Source organism: Streptomyces sp. NPDC104581 (genome assembly GCF_055583685.1).
On the sequence record NZ_JBVJNN010000008.1, the window covers coordinates 1 to 18510 of the forward strand.

At 74.0% G+C, this 18510-nt stretch carries 16 protein-coding genes and 1 pseudogene; 11 read left to right on the top strand and 6 right to left on the bottom strand.

The window, feature by feature from the left end; all coding sequences use genetic code 11:
• Positions 1 to 348: 348 nt before the first annotated feature.
• The 10 genes and pseudogenes from ACZ61E_RS09285 to ACZ61E_RS09330 all read left to right on the top strand — a co-directional run bounded on the left by ACZ61E_RS09285 (position 349) and on the right by ACZ61E_RS09330 (position 9598).
• Positions 349 to 867: a toxin-antitoxin system HicB family antitoxin gene (locus tag ACZ61E_RS09285; RefSeq protein ID WP_469698941.1), complete on the top strand. Its 519-nt coding sequence runs from the start codon at positions 349 to 351 to the stop codon at positions 865 to 867.
• A gap of 185 nt (positions 868 to 1052) precedes the next feature.
• A complete protein-coding gene (locus ACZ61E_RS09290; RefSeq protein WP_469698942.1) occupies positions 1053 to 1895 on the top strand; it encodes a DUF4097 family beta strand repeat-containing protein in 843 nt (280 codons plus the stop codon).
• 77 nt (positions 1896 to 1972) lie between these two features.
• Positions 1973 to 2200 (top strand): annotated as a pseudogene (locus ACZ61E_RS09295) (hypothetical protein); the annotation flags it as partial.
• A gap of 100 nt (positions 2201 to 2300) precedes the next feature.
• Positions 2301 to 3452: a DegT/DnrJ/EryC1/StrS family aminotransferase gene (locus ACZ61E_RS09300; RefSeq protein WP_469699112.1), complete on the top strand. Its 1152-nt coding sequence runs from the start codon at positions 2301 to 2303 to the stop codon at positions 3450 to 3452.
• Positions 3445 to 5646 carry a lipopolysaccharide biosynthesis protein gene (locus ACZ61E_RS09305; RefSeq protein ID WP_469698943.1) on the top strand — a complete coding sequence of 734 codons (2202 nt, stop codon included), beginning with the start codon at positions 3445 to 3447 and terminating at the stop codon, positions 5644 to 5646. The genes ACZ61E_RS09300 and ACZ61E_RS09305 overlap by 8 nt, the downstream gene beginning before the upstream one ends.
• 77 nt (positions 5647 to 5723) lie before the next feature.
• Positions 5724 to 5909 carry a hypothetical protein gene (locus tag ACZ61E_RS09310; RefSeq protein WP_469698944.1) on the top strand — a complete coding sequence of 62 codons (186 nt, stop codon included), beginning with the start codon at positions 5724 to 5726 and terminating at the stop codon, positions 5907 to 5909.
• Positions 5910 to 5923: 14 nt separating this feature from the next.
• Complete coding sequence (locus tag ACZ61E_RS09315) at positions 5924 to 6616, top strand: hypothetical protein (protein WP_469698945.1); 693 nt, start codon at positions 5924 to 5926, stop codon at positions 6614 to 6616.
• A complete protein-coding gene (locus tag ACZ61E_RS09320) occupies positions 6613 to 7584 on the top strand; it encodes a DUF6895 family protein (RefSeq protein WP_469698946.1) in 972 nt (323 codons plus the stop codon). Before ACZ61E_RS09315 ends, ACZ61E_RS09320 begins: the two co-directional genes overlap by 4 nt.
• Positions 7581 to 8543 (top strand): DUF6895 family protein, encoded by a 963-nt coding sequence (locus ACZ61E_RS09325; protein WP_469698947.1) that lies wholly within the window; start codon positions 7581 to 7583, stop codon positions 8541 to 8543. The genes ACZ61E_RS09320 and ACZ61E_RS09325 overlap by 4 nt, the downstream gene beginning before the upstream one ends.
• Complete coding sequence (locus tag ACZ61E_RS09330) at positions 8540 to 9598, top strand: serine hydrolase domain-containing protein (protein WP_469698948.1); 1059 nt, start codon at positions 8540 to 8542, stop codon at positions 9596 to 9598. Before ACZ61E_RS09325 ends, ACZ61E_RS09330 begins: the two co-directional genes overlap by 4 nt.
• Here ACZ61E_RS09330 and ACZ61E_RS09335 read toward each other — a convergent pair.
• The 6 genes from ACZ61E_RS09335 to ACZ61E_RS09360 form a co-directional block, all read right to left on the bottom strand.
• Positions 9595 to 10680, bottom strand: a complete 1086-nt coding sequence (locus ACZ61E_RS09335) for a glycoside hydrolase family 26 protein (protein WP_469698950.1) — start codon at positions 10678 to 10680, stop codon at positions 9595 to 9597. The two genes, ACZ61E_RS09330 and ACZ61E_RS09335, sit on opposite strands and share 4 nt — an antisense overlap.
• Positions 10680 to 11069: a hypothetical protein gene (locus tag ACZ61E_RS09340; RefSeq protein WP_469698951.1), complete on the bottom strand. Its 390-nt coding sequence runs from the start codon at positions 11067 to 11069 to the stop codon at positions 10680 to 10682. The genes ACZ61E_RS09335 and ACZ61E_RS09340 overlap by 1 nt, the downstream gene beginning before the upstream one ends.
• Positions 11066 to 12844, bottom strand: coding sequence for a hypothetical protein (locus ACZ61E_RS09345; RefSeq protein WP_469698952.1), 1779 nt, complete (start codon positions 12842 to 12844; stop codon positions 11066 to 11068). The genes ACZ61E_RS09340 and ACZ61E_RS09345 overlap by 4 nt, the downstream gene beginning before the upstream one ends.
• Positions 12845 to 13219: 375 nt before the next feature.
• Entirely contained in the window at positions 13220 to 14032 is an 813-nt protein-coding gene (locus tag ACZ61E_RS09350) for a polysaccharide deacetylase family protein (RefSeq protein ID WP_469698954.1), read from the bottom strand.
• Complete coding sequence (locus ACZ61E_RS09355) at positions 14029 to 15351, bottom strand: glycosyltransferase family 2 protein (RefSeq protein ID WP_469698955.1); 1323 nt, start codon at positions 15349 to 15351, stop codon at positions 14029 to 14031. Before ACZ61E_RS09355 ends, ACZ61E_RS09350 begins: the two co-directional genes overlap by 4 nt.
• Positions 15352 to 15470: 119 nt before the next feature.
• Positions 15471 to 16595: a GNAT family N-acetyltransferase gene (locus tag ACZ61E_RS09360; protein ID WP_469698956.1), complete on the bottom strand. Its 1125-nt coding sequence runs from the start codon at positions 16593 to 16595 to the stop codon at positions 15471 to 15473.
• Between the two features lie 508 nt (positions 16596 to 17103).
• On the opposite strand from ACZ61E_RS09360, the gene ACZ61E_RS09365 reads away from it, so the two are divergent.
• Positions 17104 to 18504 carry an ATP-binding protein gene (locus ACZ61E_RS09365; protein ID WP_469699113.1) on the top strand — a complete coding sequence of 467 codons (1401 nt, stop codon included), beginning with the start codon at positions 17104 to 17106 and terminating at the stop codon, positions 18502 to 18504.
• The last annotated feature ends 6 nt before the right edge of the window (positions 18505 to 18510 follow it).

Below are 18510 nucleotides of genomic sequence, written 5' to 3' on the forward strand. Positions count from 1 at the left end.
ACGTCCCCCCCCGGGCCTCCCCCCCCCCCCCCCCCCCCCTCCCCCCCCCCCCCCCCCCCCCCCCCCCCCCCCCCCCCCCCCCCCCCGTGCCACGGGCTTTACCGGCACATGGCGCCGCCTGAACGCGGTCCGGTGCGATCCGGCACCATGCGGCGCCATGTGGCATCACTGTGGCGCCGATCGGCACCAATCGCACACCACCACAGGCGGGGTGACGCCCCTGGCGCCACAGTGACCCCGAGAGATGCCATTGCATTTCCGCAGTTCAGGGGCTCACTCTCGGTTGACGACGTGGCGGCGCCACTATGGCGCTTGCGTATGGCGCCAAGGTGGTGCCATGATGGCGTTATGGACCTCACTCCGTACGTCGACAACCTCCGCCGCGAACTCGCGGTGGCCGCAGAGGCCGGCAGTGACGAAGCCCGCGAGCTGGCCGAGAGGCTCACCGCTCCGCTGGAGTCGGCGACCCGGCTGACCATGCTCAACGTGCTCTCCGCCGCGATGGACGAGATCACCCGCGAACTCGCCCCCGGCTCGGTCGACGTACGGCTGCGCGGACTCGACCCCGACTTCGTGGTGACCCTGCCGCCCACCGACACCGGCGCCCACACCGAGCCGGCCGCGCCCGTGGAACCGCTCCCGGCCCCGGCCCCGGCCGACGGGGACGAGGGCGGCACCGCCCGCGTCAACCTGCGCCTGCCGGCGCACCTGAAGTCCCGCGCCGAGGAGGCCGCGGCCCGCGAGGGCCTGTCGGTCAACGCGTGGCTGGTGCGCGCCGTCTCGGCCGCGGTCGACGGCGGCACCCGGCCGCGTACGACGGAGAAGATCCAGACCGTCGGGCAGAGCTTCACCGGCTGGGTGCGCTAGGCCGTGTCTTCAAAGTAGCGCCGTCCGCCCGCAGGGCGGGGCCCGCGCCAGGCGTCGCGGGCCGGGCGGGACTTCGAAGACACGACCCGGCAGCGCGTCCGCCCCGGATTCACCGGCACCACTTCATCCGCACCACGTCCCTGACCTGCGGGGACGATCCGAAGACCCAAGAGGACGGGACAGCCATGCCTTCTTACGACACTCCCGAACCGATCTCGGTGACCGCCTACGTCTACTCCGGCTCCATCTGGTTCACCACGGGCGACCGTTCCGACACGGTCGTCGAGGTGCGCCCCCGCGACGCGAAGAAGGACCAGGACGTACGGACCGCCGACCAGACCGAGGTCTCGTACGCGAGCGGCTCACTGATCGTCAGAACGCCCAAGGCGAATCTGCTCGGGCGCGGCGGCACCGTCGACGTGACGGTCGAACTGCCCGCCGGCTCACGCGTCGACATGACCGGGGCCGGGACGAACGTGTTCGGCGAGGGCCGGCTCGGCGAGGTCCGCGTGAAGACCTCGGCCGGCGACGTCCGCCTCGACACCACCGGCCCGCTTCAGCTCAAGGCGTCGCACGGCTCGATCACCGTGGACCGGGTCGAGGGCCTGGCCGAGATCACCAGCAGCACCGGCAACGTGCGCGTGGGTCTCGTCGACGGCCCGGCCGTCCTGAAGAACTCGCACGGCTCCACGACCGTCGGCGCCGTGACCGGCGAGCTGCGGATGAGCGGCGCCAACGGCGCCATCGACATCGAGCGCGCCGAGGGGTCGGTCACGGGCACCACCACCCACGGCGGACTCCGCGTCGCCGAAGTCTCCTCCGGCACCGTCCAGTTGGAGACCGCCAACGGCTCCATCGAGGTCGGCGTCCGCGAGGGCACCGCCGCCTGGCTCGATGTCAGCTCCAACCGCGGGCAGGTACGCAACACACTGACCGCCTCCGGGACCCCGGAGCGGAGCGAGGAAACCGTCAAGGTCCGCGCCCGGACCAACTGGGGCAACATCGACATCCGCCGCGCCCGCGCCTGAGAAGCTCCGCCCGCCCGGGAGCCCGCCCCTCCTCGCACTCCATTCCTGTCACTTCACTCAGCCTTCGAACGGGAGGGCCCATGCCCGGCTGGTTCCGGCCCATCGCCGAGTACCAGCCCTTCACACCCGCCATCGAGACCCTGCGCGGACTGCTCCTCGGCACCCAGATCGGCCACAACGGCTGGCTCGCCCTCGCCTGGTGTCTGGCTCTCACGGCGCTCGGCTACCACTGGTCCAAGGCGCAAGTTCAACAGCGACCCCGAGTAACGGACACGGTGGGACCCGGCACCCTGCGACCGTATTGACGGGAGCGTCCCCAAAGGCCACATTGATCCGGTGGCAGGGGGAAACGGTATGGCTCCTGGGGAGGGCTGCCCGACGCCGTACGCCGCGCTGGAATCGCTCATGCGGCGCCGTCTTGGCAGAGAGTGTCTGTACGTGCCGTCGTGCCGGCTCGGGCTCTACGTGGCGCTGCGCCACTGGTGCCCGCCCGGCGGCCGGGTGTTGATGTCGCCGGTCAACGACGACGTGATCATGTTCGTGGTGCTCGCCGCCGGACTGCGGCCCGTCCAGGCGCCGTTGAACGCGCGGGACGGCTCGATCGATCCGGCGGCCGTCCCGGAGTCGGACTGGCGCGGGCTCTGCGCCGTACTGACCACGAATCTGTACGGGAACCCCGACCCCGCGCCCGGACTGCGTTCCCGGTGCGACGCGTTGGGGATACCGCTGATCGAGGACGCGGCGCACGCCATCGGCACCGAGGTGGCCGGCCGGCCCGTCGGGACCTTCGGGGACGCGGCCGTGTTCAGCCTCTCCAAACACGTGGGCGCCAAGACCGGCGGTTTTCTCGCCCCGGCCGATCCCGCGCTCCGTACGGAGCTGGCGGCGGCCCGCGACGCGCTCCTCGAACCGGCCGCGCTCACCGCCGAACTCGCCTACGCCCTGCGGCCGTACGCGGAGGCGGGCGTACGCGGGCTGCGGCTGGTCCGGGCCGCGCGCGGTCTGCTGCGGGCGGTCGGCGCCGAGGAGCGCCGGGGCATCCGGATGGAGCTGCGCCCCGGTGAGCTGAAGGAGGCCCTGGCCGAAGGGCCGGGACTCGACGGCTTCGACTCATGGGTACGGGTGGACATGCGCCGGTACCGCGTCACACCGGGCCGGCTGCGCCTGGACCGCACCGAACGCCTGCTGTCCGGGCTCGATCCGCTGCTCGCCGCCCACCGGGCGGGCACGGAGCGGCTGTTGGCGACCCGGTGGGCGGCGCCCGCGCCGCCGGGACCCGTCCGGCCGCTGTTCCGGGTGCCGTTGCTGGTCGCCGACCGCGACGCGGCGGTCACCGCGCTCGCCCGCCGCCGGATCACCACCGGCTATCTCTACGACCCGCCGCTCGACGTGTACGCGGGAGACGTCTTCACCGACGCCTCGCCCCGCCCCGCGCCCGCCGCCTGGTTCGCCCGTCACGCGCTGCCCGCCGACCCGTTACGGGCCGGCCACGTCATCGCCGCGCTCACCGAGTCGGGCGCCGAGCCCGTGCTGCCGCCGGAGCACGACGGTGGCTGACACGGTGCGCGCGGGGCGGGCGACGGAGGACGGGCCGCCCGCCGGACACGACGGCGCCGACAGCGGCGACTCGATGTTCCGCAACGCCTACGCGCTGATGCTCTCCACCGGGGTCTCCGCCGCGCTCGGTCTCGGCTTCTGGCTGGTCGCCGCCCGCTACTACACCGAGGAGGCCGTCGGCCAGGGCTCCGCCGCCATCGCCGCCATGCGGCTGCTCGCGTCCCTCACCGCGACCACCATGATCGGGGCGGTGGTGCGTTACGTGCCACGGGCGGGGCGGGCGACGGGCGCGCTCGTGTGGCGGGCGTACGCGCTCAGTTCGGCCGTCGTCTGCGTCGCCTGCGTGGTCTTCCTGCTGACGCTCGACCTGTGGGGACCCTCGTACGCGCCGCTCGGCGGCGTCACCGCCGGGCTGCTGTTCACCGGCGCGTGCGTCGCCTGGGCGCTGCTCACCCTCCAGGACGGGGTGCTGACCGGGCTGCGCGAGGCCGTCTGGGTGCCGGTGGGCAACGCCGTCTTCTCACTCGGCAAGCTGCTGCTGCTCGTCGCGTTCGCCACCGCGCTGCCGGTCCTCGGCGTCTTCGTGTCCTGGGCGGCGGCCATCGCCCTGTCCGTACTGCCGCTCGGCTGGCTGGTGTTCCGCCGTCTGATCCCCCGGCAGGCCGCCGCCGACCGGGACCGCGAGCCGCCCCGCCCGGCGGAGATCGGACGGTTCCTGGCCGGTGACTCGGTCGGTGCCCTGTTCAGCCTGGCGATGATCAATCTGCTGCCGGTGATGGTCGCCGTCCGCTTCGACGCGGCGCACAACGCGTTCTTCTACACCGCCTACACCGTGGGCGGGACGATGGAGTTCATGGCCATCAACATGGCCTCGTCCCTGACCGCGCACGCCTCGCACTCGCCCGAGCGGCTGGCCGACGACGTGCGGGGCGCGCTGCGCCGGATGACGGTGCTTCTGGTGCCCGTGGTGCTGGTGCTGGTGGTCTTCGCGCCCCAGGTCCTCGCGCCGTTCGGCGCCGACTACGCCGAGCACGGCTCGACGGTGCTGCGCCTGCTGGCAGCCGCCGCGCTCCCCCGGGTCGTCGTGGAGCTGTACATCGGCGTGCTGCGCGTGCAGGGACGTACGGGCATGCTCGCCGCCCTCCAGGGCGCCATGTGCGTGTCCGTACTCGGCAGCGCGGTACTGCTGCTCGGGCCGGCCGGGATCTCGGGTGCCGGGCTGGCGATGCTGCTGTCGATGACACTGATCGCGCTGGTGGCGGCGCCGGGGCTGCGGTCGGCGCTGAACGGTCGCGGCCGTCGGCACGGTCCCGGGCAGCGGGACTCGGCGTACGGGACGACCTGGGCGCGTGAGGCGGCCGAGCGGAGGCGGCTTACGGGTGGGGCGGTCCCCGACGCGCCGGAGGAGGCCGAGTACCGGGCGGCCCGGGCGCGGCAGACGTCGTATCCGCACGGGGTGCGCGACACGGCGACTCCGGCGCTCGGGATCCCCGTCCGGGAGCCGGGGTCCAGGGACCGCGCGGATCGGGCGGAGCCCGTCGCGCCGCCCGCGCCTCCCGCGCCGGCCCCGCGTCCGCGCGGGAACGGTCACCCGTCCACCGTGGCCCTGTGGTCGCTGCTCGCCCTGGCCGCGGCGCTTCTCCCGCTGTCCGCGCGCGAGGCGGCCGGCCTGGGTGACGGCCGGGTGACGGGCCCTCAACTCCTCGCCGCGCTGCCGCCGTTGACCCTCGGCGCCGGGGTCCTGCTGATCGTCGTCCAGTGCGCCGCCCTGGCGCTCGTACGGTCGCGTCCGCTCCTGCTCACCGCCGCGCCGCTGGCCCTGTTCGGCGCGCTGCACGGGGTGCCGGTGCTGCTGGGCGTACGGCCCGAGGCGGCGTCCGGTCCCTGGCACCGGCCGGTCGCCGACGCCCTCGCGCAGCTGACCGGCGCGGCGCGGGCACCGGAGCTGCTGCCCGTCGTCCTGCAACTGCTCTGTCTGGGGCTGGCCGCCGTCGTGCTCCGCGTGTCCCGCGCGAACGGGCGGCTGGACGGGCGGATCGTCGGGGCGGCCGTCTGGGTGCTCGTGGTGTGCGGCTGGGCGGCGCAGCGCGTCTTCGCGGCGGTTGCCGTGCCGGTGTCCGCGGGGCTTCTGGCACTCGCGGTCACCGCTGTACTGGCCCGTATCGCCGTCCGGTCGGCGCACTCCCGGAGCTGAGCGTTTGCGTGAGTCCGATATGTGAGGTGAACTGATTTATGTCCGTCAAATCAGCTTCCTCCTGAGGGGATGATGGCATGTCCACCGAGACCAACGCCCGTGACGTCACGCAGGACTTGGACGTCGACATCGACGCGGTCCTGAGCCCGAGCGAGGCCGAAGGCACATACCGCGACAGCCGAGAGTGCGCCGCGCTGGCGCTGGCCGCCGGTTCAGGCGCGGTCCTGCTCTCGCCGCCGACCCCCCGCCCGAAGAAGGGCTGACGGGAGACGTCGAAATGGAGCAGTCAGGTACCCCTCCCCGCCTGGCGGGTGTGGTGCATGACCTCGCTTCAGAGGTGGTCTCCGTCCTCCGGGACGGGGGCCACTCCTCTGTGGTGGGGGGCACCGTCGGCACCCTCGCGGACGACCGGCTGAGTCTGGCGGCGGTACGCGTCCTGGGCGCCGACGTCCTGCTGCCGAGCGTCCTGACCCGGCGTCGGCCGCTGCCGGACGATCTCGCGGTCTTCCGGCGCGCCGTCCTCACCTACGCCCCGGGCGCCGCCTCGTCCGCGACGACGGTGTGGAGCCACTGGGCGATGACCCAGACCCTGCACCGCCTCGACGTGTCCGGCGGCGGTCCGGGGTCCGGGCCCGACGCCTCATGGCTGGACACCCTGGAGTGGCCGCGGCTCACCCATCAGCTGTCGCTGCTGGCCTCGCTCGCCGTGCCCGGCGCCGATTCGGGGGTCGCCCAGGCGGCTGCCCGCAGGCCCGTGGACGTGGCGCGGGGCTTCGTGCGCGCCGTACGGCGCCGTGACTGGCTCCAGGCCGCCGGCGCCGGACGCTGGCTGAGCGTCATCGACGGTGTCCCCGGCACGCTCGGTCTGGACACCGGACTCGAATTCGTCGAGCTGATGGCCGGGGCGGACGCCCGGGTGGGCCTGCACGTGCACGCCGCGCGGCACATCCGCGCCGGGGGCCGCGGATGAGCACGCCCCGCACGGCCGAGGTGACGGCGGCGACCGAGGTGTCACACGCGTCCCGTGTGGCGCGGAGTGCCCTGGAGTGGGTGGACGGGCACCGCGACTCCTTCCGGCTGCCCGACGATGTGCTCGACCCCGGCGCCGACGTCAACCGGACGCTCAAACCGCTCGGGGAGCTGGCCCAGCTCACCCTCTCCATCCGGGCCTACAGCGAGCCCGGCACCGGCCGGCACCGACGCGCGTCCGGGCTGCTGGAGTTCGCGTGGGACCAGACCCGGCGGGGCGGACTCTTTCTCGACCTGCTGCGCGGTGAGCCCTTCGCGACGTATCCGCTGGAGATCTACGCCGCCTTCGCCGCCGCGGGTCTGCGGCACACCGGCTTCGAGGAACTGGCGGGCACCGTGCGGCGCACACGCGGCTGGGAACGGATCGAGCAGGAGCCCAACCGGCGGCTCGGGGTGCTCAACTCCGAGCGGCGCGTGGGCCTTCCGCCGTACGGGGAGCCGTCGGCCGCGCTCGCGCGCACCTGGCTGGGCGGGCTGCCGGAACCGTGGACGTTCGAGCGGACGGCGGGCTACGGGCTGACCCATGTGGTCTTCCACCTCACCGACTGGGGCAACGCGCCGCACCGGATGCCGCCCGACGTCGGCGACTATCTGGCGACCTGGCTGCCCGCCTGGCTGGACACCTGTCTGGAGGCGGAGCAGTGGGACCTGGGATGTGAGCTGCTGGCCGTCGCCGCCAGCCTTCCCGGCGCCCCGTCGTATCCGGGGGCAGCCCGGACCGTCGAGGCCGCGTGGTCCCGGATCGCGGAGGTCCAGGACGCGGCGGGCGGCATCCCCGAGAACGGCGCGGGGCGCCCGCACGAGCCGCCCCGTGACTTCGCGTACTGCTACCACTCCACGCTGATGGCCGCGTTCGCCGCCACGCTGGCCGACGCCCGGCTGGCGGCCGTAGAGGAAGGCGTCGCATGACGACGGAGAGCACCGACGACACCGCCGGCACGACCGCCGGTCACATGAAGCTCGTCCACGGTGTCGGCGCGCGGGCGATGGAGTGGCTGCACACCCACCGCGCCGGCTTCCGGCTCGAACCCGACGCCGACCCCGAAGTGGGCTTCCTCGAGCGCTTCAAGCCGATCGGCGAGGCCGCCATGATCTGCAAGATCCTCTTCCGGGAGGGTGTGGCGGGCTCCCGGCAGGCGTCCCTCGCCCGCGGGCTGATGGACCATCTGTGGCGCGAGGCCCTCGACGGCGGGCGGATGCTGGCGCGCGGCCAGCGGCAGGAGCCGATCTCACCCATCCCCTTCGAGGTCTATCTGCCGTTCAAGGAGATGGGCTACGAGGAACCGGAGACCGAGCGCGCCGTGCGCCTCAACCACCGGCTCGGCAGCTGGGCGGCCCTGGAGGTGCTGCCCGTGCGGCGCCTGGGGATCTCCACGTACGAGCGGCGCTTCGGACTGCCGCCGGGCACACCGGTCGAGGACGCCACCCGGCACACCTGGCTCGCCCGGACGCCCGAGCCGTGGACGGTGGAGGGCCATATCGGGTACGACATCACCCACACGGTCTTCCACCTCACCGACTGGGGCCAGAGACCCGCCGGGCTGCCCGCTGGCATCGCCGACTACCTCGCGCTCTGGCTGCCGGTCTGGCTCGACGACTGGCTCGATCTGAAGCGCTGGGACCTGCTCGGCGAGCTGCTCGTCGTGGACGCCTGTCTGCCCGAGCCCACGCTCGACGAGCGGGTGTGGCGCGGCTTCGCCGCCGCGCAGCAGCCCGACGGGGCGATGCCCGTCACGGACGAGATGCCGGAGGGGAGCGCGGACGACGTGTTCGACATCGTCTACCACCCGACCCTGGTCGCCGCGCTCGCCTCCGTGCTGGCCACCTCGCGCGCCATGGCGCGGCTGACGGCACCCGTCGCGTCATGAGCGGCAGCGAACTCACCGGCCCGGTCACCCGGGTCGCCCGCGCCGCGCTCGCCGGTACGCCGCACGACCGGCTCGACGCGGCGGCGCGCGCGGTCGACGCCCCGGACGTCGTCTTCGCCGTCTCCGTGCACGGGCACCGCACCGTCCGGGCCTCGCCGGGCGCGGAGGGGCTGCGCTACGAGATCGGATCGGCGTCCAAGCCGTACGCGGGACTGCTGCTGGCCCGGCTCGCGGCGGCCGGCCGGGTGGCGTACGACGACTCGGCCGCGGCCTGCTTCGGGACCCGGCCGCCGCGCCCGGTCGCGCCGGTCACCCTGCGGCATCTGATCACCCACACGTCCGGACTGCCCGCGCTGCCGCGCGACTTCTATCCGCAGGCGCTGCCGCGCTGGACGACCAACCCGTTCGCCGGCTATCCCGCGCACCGTGTGGTGGACGCGTTCCTGGGGGCGCGCCCCCGCCACCGGCCGGGCACCCGCTGGCACTACTCCAACTTCGCCGTCTCCGTGCTCGGTCACGCGCTCGCCGCGGCGACCCGGACGGGCTGGGACGCGCTGATGGAGGACCAGGTGCTGGCGCCGCTGGGGCTGACGGGCACCACGACGCGCGGGGCCGGGACCGCGGCGGGGGCGGGTGCCGGGGCGGCGGAGGCCGTCGGGTACGCCGGGGACGGTGTGAGCGAGGTGCCCCCGCTGCGCATCGGCGGCTTCGCGGCGGCCGGGGCGGTCCGGGCCACGCCGCACGACCTGCTCACCTTCCTGGAAGCGCATCTGCGGCCGGAGCGCACGCCGTCGCTGGCGGAGGCGCTGCACGCGGTACGCCGCCCCGTACTGCGCCGGGGCCTCGGCAAGGCGCACACGCACACCCTGACGTGGTTCCAGCACCCGACGGACGACGGTCCCGCCTACTTCCACTGCGGGGCGACGAGCGGGCAGCAGGCGTTCCTGGGGTTCTGCCCGGGGACGGGAACGGCGGTGGCGGCCGTCGCCACGCGCCGGTTCCGGCGCTCCGACGCGTTCGTGCCGACGGCGTACGGGGTGCTGTTCGGCGATTAGGGCAGCGGCTGGTCGAAGTACGGGGCGCCGCCCGCCTCGCGGTAGCCGTCGAGGGCCGGGCCGCCGTTGACCGTGAGGTCGCAGCCGGCGCCCGGGACCGGTCTGTTCCAGTGGACCAGCGCCTTCACCGCCGGCATCGTCCGCACCGACTCGGGGATCCGGGTGTACCAGTCGCGCTGGCGGTCGCGGTCCGCCGGATCCGGCACCGTGCCGAACTCCGCGAGCATCAGCGGCTTCCGCGCGGAGATGTTCTCCCGCAGCCAGTCGTACGTGGGGCGCTGGCTGCGGTCGAAGTCCTTCCAGTCGGTGGTGCCGTGGCAGAGGTAGTAGTTGTACTGGTCCATGCCGATCCAGTCGACGTACTCGTCCCCCGGGTACAGCGCCTTCATCTCCCGCGTGCTGCCCAGATAGCCGGAGACCGTCCACACCCACACCACGTTCGCCACCCCCAGCTCCTCGAAGCGGTCGCGCAGATGGCGGTAGGCCGCGACGTACTCCTCCGGCGTGCCCGCGCCCTCCTTGATGCGGGCGTCGACCTCCTGGTCGAAGGAGAGGAAGATCCGCTTGCCGTGCTCCTCGCCGTACTCCCTGATGCGCCGCGCCTGGGGATCGATGATCTCCTCGTCGTACTTCCCGGCGGCGACGTTCGCCCAGCCGAGCTGGTCCTCGGTCCAGTTCTCGTGGTGCGGCTCGCGCCAGACGGTGGACTCCCAGGCCAGCATCAGCATCCGGTCCTCGCCCAGCTCCCGTTCGTCGGGGGTGAGGAGCTGCCCGTCGAGTTCGGTGTTCGACATGTCGTGGTAGTTGTAGACGAGGTCGAGCCTGCGGCCGATCTTCTTCTCGAAGGCGTACACCGCCCTGGTGAGCGAGCCGTCCGCCGGGCCGTCCTCCGCGTACGGGACATAGGCCCCCCACCACGCGCCGCACGGTGGCTCCAGCAGCTCCGTCGCCGCGCAGCCGTCGTCCGCGTGCCCGTCCGACTCGGTGGCCCAGATGCCGATCCCGGCGATGAGCAGCCCGACGGCGAGCAGGACGATCACGGTGTACGCCTGCTTCTCGGCGTCGCCGAGCCGGGCCGCCATCAGCGTCCCCGCCCGCCGTCGCCACCGGCCGCGCCCCGTGTCGCGGCGGGCAGCGGCAGTCCGGGCAGGGCGGCGGCGACGGTCGTCACGGCCGCGAGCGTCACCAGCAGGGCCGTCGCCGAGAAGCCGCGCACCAGAAAGAGCGTGGTGGCGACGGTGACCGCGAGGGAGAGGCTCAGCGGCGCGGCGAGCGCCACCGCCTCGATGCGCGCGGCCGGGCGCAGCGTGCCGCGCTGCGGCAGGAGGAGCGCGAGGCCGGGTCCGAGGCAGACGAACAGCAGGACCGGGATCCACCGCAGGGGGGAACCGCCGGGCAGCGCGGTCGCCGCCACCGCGCCCCAGCCGGCGAGGACCGGCGGTACTCGGAGCCGTAAGTGATCCAGGGTCATGGGCGCTCGCTCCCCGGGGCGGTGGTGTCCGTGCGGGGCCGGTACTCCAGGACGATGCCGTACGGGTGCTCCTCCACGACCCGGAACAGCGGCGAGGCCGTCAGCCGTGAGCGCAGTGTGCCGAAGCCGCCCGGGGGCAGCAGTCCCTCACCGGCGGCGTAGATGTCCTGCGTACGCGTGAGGATCACGTACGCGTCGGTGCCGGGCGGGATGCCGTCCACCAGATGACGGACCGGGTCGGCCAGCATCCGCTCGTTCTCCGGAAGTTCCTGCTCGGCGAAGAACCAGTGCCCGACCTCGTCGTAGCGGTGCAGCGCCTGCGGGAAGGAGCCGGTGGTGGCCAGGATCAGGGCCCCCTCGGGCGCCCGGTCGATGGCGCGGGTCACGAGCGCGGTCTCGGCGGGCGGCGTGTAGTACATCTTCTCCTTGCCGTAGTACGAGGGCAGGAAGCCCGCCAGCAGCACGAGGAGGGCGACGGGCAGCGCGCCGTGGAGGGTGAGTGCCCCGGCCCGCCTCCGGAAGGGTTTCCGCGCGCCTCCGGCGGCGGGCACGAGCGTCGCCGCCGCGAAGAACGCGGCGCCCGGCAGGCCGAACAGATAGACGCGGAAGAGCATCTCGCCGCCGTAGTCGTTCACGACGAACAGGGGGACCGGCGCCAGCGAGACGAGCAGCAGGGGCAGCGCCGCGCGGACCAGCCGGCGCCGCAGGAGCAGCGCCGCCCCCGCGAGCACGGCGACGGCCAGCACCATCAGCACATTGGCGAGACCGGCCAGTTCGGGCCCCGGACCGGTGAGTTCACCGGCGTATCCGGCGCGGGAGTTCTGCGTCAGCCGGCCCAGCGAGTCGCGCAGGGTGCCCAGCGTCTCAAGGAACAGCGGCCGTCCCATCGTCAGGTCCCAGGCCAGCATGATGAGCGCGGCGACGGCCAGCAGACCGTAGTTGCGGTAGCGGCGGGTGAGCGTCAGGGCGAACAGCGAGACGCAGAGCATGACGGGGGTGAGCTGGTGCGAGGCGTTGACGGCGAGGATCAGCGGAGCGAGGACGGCCACGCCGACGGCCCGCTGCCCGGTGCCGGTGGGCGGGGGCACGGCGGCGGACGCCGGGTCCAGGAACGAGCGCTCCCGCAGCCTGTCCGCCGACCCCGGCAGCACGAAGTGCCGGAGCACGACGGCGATCACGGACAGATGCAGCAGATACGCGAAGCCCTGCGGCGCGAGATAGTCCTGCCCGACCCAGTTGGCGAGCTGGAAGATCCAGACGGCCGTCCACACCAGCCGCCAGTCCTCGGTGAAGGTGCGGTAGAGCAGCACGAGCACCGGCATCAGCAGCACACCGAGCGCGATCGGCGCCCAGTTGAGGAACACGGCGGCGCTCTCCACACCGAAGGCGCGCACCAGGCCGCCGACGAGCGTGAAGAAGCCGGGCCACTGGTCGTAGGCGGACATGTTGCCCGACAGGGCGCCGTCCGGGCGCAGTTCACCGTGGAGCAGGAGCTGGTTGACGACGGCGTCGTGCTTGGAGGCCCAGGGGTAGCGCACGGAGTCGTACAGCACGGCGGGTGGTGCCTTGATGGCGACGAGAAGGGCGGCGCAGTAGCCGGCGGGCCACCACGGGGCCGTCCCGGCACGGCGCAGCGCGACCAGGAATCCGCAGGTGAGGAGGGCGAGCGCGGCGTAGAACGTGGCGGGGAGGCGGTCGAGCAGCCCGTAGTCGCCCATGGACCGGAAGCCGACGCGCGGCAGCGAGTAGGTCCAGAGCGCCGCCGCGACGGTCAACGGGAGCCAGGTGAGCAGCAGTTGGGGGCGTAAGAGGTGCCGGGGATGCGGGAGTGCGCGCCGGGGCGGCGGCGAGGGCGGCGGCGGGTGGGCCGGCCCCGGGGGCTCGTTCCGGGTCGGAGCCCCGGCCGGACGGGCCCCGAAGTCCGGCGCGGGCACGCGTGGTTGCACGGTGCGACTCCCCCCACCCCTGTGGTCGCGGCTGTCACGCCGCTGTCCCCTTCAGCGAATTATAGGAACTCTCTGCGCTTTTGCGTGGCTCTCGTACATGTCTGTCGCACCGTCGCGCGGGCCAGGTCCGATGCCGGTGGCGCGGGGCCGGGTGCCCGGCCTTCGGCGCCCCGCCGCCCCTGGGCCGTGTCTGACAAATCCCGCCTAGCCCGCGAACATCGGGCCCCGCACCAGCGCGCGGGTCCTGCGGTAGAGGCGCCAGCCCACCGTCGCCGCCGAGTCGGGGAACGGCGCCGCCCTGGCGCCCTCCCCCGCCATCCACGCCGCCACGTCCGCGACGGTGTGGCGGCGGCGCACGATGAGGCGGGCGATGCGGTACGGCTCGTCCGTCCCGGAGCTGAGCGCGTGGCGTACGGCGACGGCCGAGGCGTATCCGGCGCGGCGGGCCGCGGCGCGTACGGCGCGGCTGTTGTAGCCGTGCGGGTAGGCGAGATGCGTGATCCCGTGCCCGAGCGCGTCTTCGAGGACGGTCTTGGACTCCCGCAGTTCCCGGTCGAGTTCGGCCGGGCGGAGGGTGTCCAGCTGCGCGTGCGTCACCGTGTGCCCGCCGATCTCCAGTCCGAGCCTCTCCAGGGACGGCGCCTGGGCGAGCGTCATCATCGGCGCGGGCGGCAGCAGGCTGCGGTGGCCGGGGGTGATGGCGCCGGTGGTGAGGTAGGCGGTGGCGGGCAGCCCGCGTGCGGCGAGGGCCTCCGCCGTCGCGCCCGGCAGATCGGCGAATCCGTCGTCGAAGGTGAGGACGACGGGGCGGGGCGGCAGCGGCGCGCCGCCGGTCAGCCGGCCGGCGAGCGCGCCGACGGTGACGGGGGTACGGCCGCTGGCCACGACCGCGTCCAGGTGCGCGGCGAACTGCCGTGGTGTGACGGTGAATTCGGCGATCCAGTCGGGCGGTTCGGCCATGACCGCGTGGTAGAGGAGCACGGGGACACGCGGCGCGTGGTCCTCCCGCGGCGTCATCGGCTCCCCCAGCGCGCCCTGGCGTAGCCCAGCGGGCCGTACAGCATGCCCCTGCGCTCCAGCCGGGACAGCGAGAGCGGCCACGGGTGGCCGTGGGCGCCGTGCGCGCCGGGGGTGCCGTGGCCGCCGGGGTCGCGCGTCGCGGTCCCCGCCGGACGGTGGGCGGTGATGGCGCGGGCGTGGGCCAGGCCGCGCGGGAGCCTCGCGAGCAGGGCGGGCAGGAGGGAGGGCTGCCGGCACAGGACCGCGGTGAGGTAGGCGGTGAGGCCGGCGCCGTAGCCGTACGCCTGGTCCCGCAGGTCCTGCCAGGTCTCGCGGTGGTGGTGCCAGACGAGCGCGTCCGGTGTGTAGCGCAGGCGGTGGCCCGCGGCCAGGATCCGGACGAACGCGTAGAGGTCGTCGCCGCCCCTGGCGGGTGTGCCGGTGCCGGTGGCGGGGTCGAAGCCGCCGACGGCGCGCAGCGCGGAGGTGCGGAACGCCATGCTGGCGCCGGAGCCGAAACTGCCCGCGGCGAAGGGGAAGAGCGGTTCGTCGGCGGGTGGCGCGGCCGGGTCCCAGAGCCGGGTGGCGAAGCCCTTGGAGAAGCCGCCGTGGCTCTCCAGCAGGACCTGCGCGGGGGTGGTCAGCCGGGCGGGGAGGATCAGGCCCGTGACACAGCCGGTGCGGGGATCGGCCGCGAGCGGCGCGGTGAGCGCGGAGAGCCACCGCGGGTCGGCGACGACGTCGTCGTCCGTGAAGGCGACGACGGGGCTGCCGGTGGCGGCGACGCCCCGGTTGTGCGCGACGGCCAGTCCCGGCACCGGTTCGCGGACGTAGGTGACGCGGTCCGCGTAGACCTCGTCGACCAGTTCGCGCGTGGCGGTGGTGACGGGCGCGTTGTCGACGACCACGACATGGAAGTCCGGGTGGTCCTGCGCGAGGAGCGAGTCCAGCGCCCGGCCGAGCCGGTCGGCGCGCTCGCGGGTGGCGACGACGACGGTCGTACGCGGTGGCGTCCCGCCGAACGTGTCGGTCCCGGACGGGTGCGGGGCGCGCGCCACGTACTGCTCGCGGAAGGCCGTGACGAGTGCGTCGGCGAGGTCGGCGCCGTCCGGGACCGTGGTGAGGACGGTGGCGACGGGGCGGCCCCGGAGCCGTACGAGCGCGAAGAGGGCGCCCGCGCGCAGGGGCGGGCCGCCGGGGGCGGGGGTGAGTGACCGTACGTGCGGCCTGCCGCCGGGGCCGGGGGCCGGGCCCGGGCCCGGATCCAGGTCAAGGTCCAGGTCCAGGTCCAGGTCCAGGTCAACCACGCCGATGTGGCGCAGCGGCGAACGCGGCACCGGCCCCTGTCCGGGCCCCTGCCCCGCCCCTTGTCCTGGCGTCGAGGTCGATCGTGAGGACGTGCTCGGAGTGTGCGTCACCATGCCTCCGCTCGTGTGCGCCGGGGACGACTCGCCGGTCACCGGTCCCGGAGCCGGCCCACCTGGTTGAGGGCGCGCTGCGCGTACCGGGCCAGCTTCGGCCGGTTCCGTACGAAGCCGTGCGCGCGGCGCGACGGTTCGCGGCCGAGCCGGTACAGGGCCGCCCGTGGCCCCGGCCGTACCGAGGCGCCCTCGCGCACCCGCAGACTCCCGGTCTTGAGCGCGTCCTTGTACTCGGCGGCGCCGCGCCCGAGATCGAGCAGGCCGATCCCGGCGCCGGCCGCCGCCTCGGCCATCCGCAGATGGAGGATCAGGCCAGGCGAGTACTTGGCGAACTCCGTGTCGTAGGCGGGGAACCAGCACGACAGGACGGTGCGCGAGCGGAGCCCGAAGTGCGCGGCGACGGGGCGGTCCGCGACGTACAGGACGGAGAGCACGCCCGAGCAGCCGGGCGTGCGGTCGGGAGTGTGGTCGGCCGCCAGCCCCTTCACCAGCGCGCTGATCCACTCCTTGGCGAAGCGGTCGCGCCGGCCGGTCCTGCGGTACTGCGCCGACTTCCACTCCATGAGCGTGCGCAGCGCCGCGGGATCGCGCTCGTCGAAGACGAATCCGACCTCGCCGGCCCGGCGGGCCAGTCTGCGTTCCTTGGCGGCCGTCGTGCGGAAGAACTTGGGCGACCGGGCGCGCAGGCCGCTCTCGTACGCCGCGTATCCCCGGCCGATGTCGATGACCGGGGAGTCGAACTCCTCGGTGGCGGCCGGGGCGAACAGATGCTGTCCCGCCTCCAGGTTGTCGAACTCCCAGCTGGTGAGCGAGCAGGCGCGCAGCAACTCGGCCGCTTCGAGGCCGTGTCCGGGGGCCAGCACCGGTCCCTGGCAGTCGGACACGCCGTACCCGATCGCGCGGCCCTGCCCCAACGGCCCTCTCTCGTAGGGGAAGAAGCCGAGGGCCGCCTCTCCGCCCCCCTCGACGACCGCGACCCGGGCACCGGGCCGGACGCGTCCGACGGCCCGGGTGAACTCCGGCTCCATGAACGGATTGGCGGGCGCGCCGGACAGCGCCCGTAACTCCCGCCAGCGCGCGATGTGCCCCTCGTCCAGCTCCCCCGGCCGCACCACACGGATGCGGGCGGCGGCCCCGCCACGTACGCGTACGTCGCTCAACTCGACCCCCCGGTCATCACTCGAACAGGACGGTACCGGCCCAAATCCTTCCGGTACAGGGCCAGTCGGCCATGTCGTGACGGATACGAAACGCGAACCGACAGGGCGGGTGGACCTGTACATGGGACGGGTGTGGGCGGGGATACCGGTGCGCGGGGTGGGTTCAGGCGCGCGGCCAGCGCATATGCCCGGCGAGCCGGGGCCCGGCACGTGTGCGGATGGTGCCTGTCCTGTGCCGCCGAGTGACAGGAGTTGCGCAACTCCTGCCCTAATCCGGCTTATTGCTCGTAGTATCTGGGTGCTCACGATCACGCGAGCCGATCAGATCGCTCGCAACCCCCACGTGTCCGACGAGTCCTGGAAGAGGCCCGGTCCCCGTGTCAGCCCTGTCCACGCCTGCCATGTCGGGATCGCCGTGCTGAGCCGGCAGCCGAACACACGGAAACAACAGGCGCTGTGGTGGCTGGGGGCCCTGGTGGCCGCCGCCGTCGCCGCGGCGCTGATCGGACTGGTGTCCGCGGCGGAGTGGCGGCAGGCGCTCGCGAGCGGCTGCGCGGCCCTGGCGGTACTGCTCCTGGCCTGGGTCCTGGTGCTGTACCGGCGGCTGTCCGCGGAGCGCGCCGGGCGGGACCGGGAGCGGCGGACCGCGAACGCGCGAGCCGCCGAGGTGGCCCATCTGGCCGCCGTACGCGTCCCCGCCATCACCGAACGGGTGCGCGCGGGGCGGCGGCTGGACGGAGTGCCCGGGCCCCTGGCCCCCGAGGCCGCCACCGGCGAGGAGTTCGCACGGGCGCTGGCGGCGGTGGTCGCGGCGCTCGGCTCGGACGAGGGCGTACGGCGCGAGCGCGGGCTGCGCGACTCGGTGCAGACGGCCTTCGAGTCGGTCGCCCGCAACATGCACGCGATGGCCACGGTGCAGCAGCAGGTGCTCGACCACGTGGAGCGTGCCATCGACGACCCGCGGCTGATGGCGGACGTGATGAAGGCGGACCACGCGGCCTCGCAGATGACCCGCAAGGCCCAGACCCTGCTGGTGATGTGCGGGATCTGGCCGGCCAGGCGCGAGTCGCAGCCGGTCTCGCTGTACGACTGCGTGCGCGGCGCCCAGTCGAGGATCGTGGAGTTCGGGCGGGTGGAGGTGCACGGCGGGCAGACGCTGTTCGTGGTACCGCCGGCCGTCGAGGGTCTGATGCACGCGATCGCCGAACTCCTGGAGAACGCGACCGTGTTCTCGCCCTCCCGCACCCAGGTCGTCGTGACGATCCGCGAGGTGGGCGCGGGCGCCGTGGTGGAGATCGACGACGCGGGCCTCGGTATGCCGCCGGACGTACTGCACCAGGCCATGTCGCAGCTCAGGGACGAGCTGGACCTGACCAGGCTCGGGGCCGTCCCCCGGCTGGGGCTGGCGTGCGTGGGGCGCTGGAGCCGGGAGATGGGCTTCAACGTGGAGCTGACGGGAGCGTCGGCGTACGGCGGGACCCGGGCCGTCACCTTCGTACCGCACCGGCTGCTGACCGAGCCGCTGTCGCACTTCCCCGCCGAGCCGGTGCCGGCACGGGAGCCGGCGCCCGCGACGAACGGCCTGCCGATGGGCACCCCGGCGGACGGCGCGTCGGCGGACGGCGGGCGTGACCACGAGCGCCCGGCCGCCGCCGCGAGCGCCGAGGACGGGTCCGGGGCGCTGCCGCGCCGCCGCAGCAGGCGCCGGGACCCCGCCGCCGCGGCGGGTCAGGAGCGGGCGGAGGACCAGGCGTCGCAGCCGCGGCGAGAGCCGCGGCCCGACCGCCCCTGGACGCCCGAGGCGGCACGCGCCTCGATCACCAGCGTGCTCTCCGGGTCGCGTCGTGGCCGCGCGGAGGCCGTCCAGGACACCGAAGTGCCCGACCAACACGACGGAGGCCGGCAGTGACCGGAA

Bases quoted from the DNA above. Each gene is read 5' to 3' on its own strand.
- ACZ61E_RS09320 (WP_469698946.1), top strand. From the start codon at position 6,613: ATGAGCACGCCCCGCACGGCCGAGGTGACGGCGGCGACCGAGGTGTCA.
- ACZ61E_RS09330 (WP_469698948.1), top strand. From the start codon at position 8,540: ATGAGCGGCAGCGAACTCACCGGCCCGGTCACCCGGGTCGCCCGCGCC.
- ACZ61E_RS09285 (WP_469698941.1), top strand. From the start codon at position 349: ATGGACCTCACTCCGTACGTCGACAACCTCCGCCGCGAACTCGCGGTG.
- ACZ61E_RS09350 (WP_469698954.1), bottom strand. From the start codon at position 14,032: ATGACGCCGCGGGAGGACCACGCGCCGCGTGTCCCCGTGCTCCTCTAC.
- ACZ61E_RS09300 (WP_469699112.1), top strand. From the start codon at position 2,301: ATGCGGCGCCGTCTTGGCAGAGAGTGTCTGTACGTGCCGTCGTGCCGG.
- ACZ61E_RS09310 (WP_469698944.1), top strand. From the start codon at position 5,724: ATGTCCACCGAGACCAACGCCCGTGACGTCACGCAGGACTTGGACGTC.
- ACZ61E_RS09325 (WP_469698947.1), top strand. From the start codon at position 7,581: ATGACGACGGAGAGCACCGACGACACCGCCGGCACGACCGCCGGTCAC.
- ACZ61E_RS09340 (WP_469698951.1), bottom strand. From the start codon at position 11,069: ATGACCCTGGATCACTTACGGCTCCGAGTACCGCCGGTCCTCGCCGGC.
- ACZ61E_RS09335 (WP_469698950.1), bottom strand. From the start codon at position 10,680: ATGGCGGCCCGGCTCGGCGACGCCGAGAAGCAGGCGTACACCGTGATC.
- ACZ61E_RS09290 (WP_469698942.1), top strand. From the start codon at position 1,053: ATGCCTTCTTACGACACTCCCGAACCGATCTCGGTGACCGCCTACGTC.
- ACZ61E_RS09315 (WP_469698945.1), top strand. From the start codon at position 5,924: ATGGAGCAGTCAGGTACCCCTCCCCGCCTGGCGGGTGTGGTGCATGAC.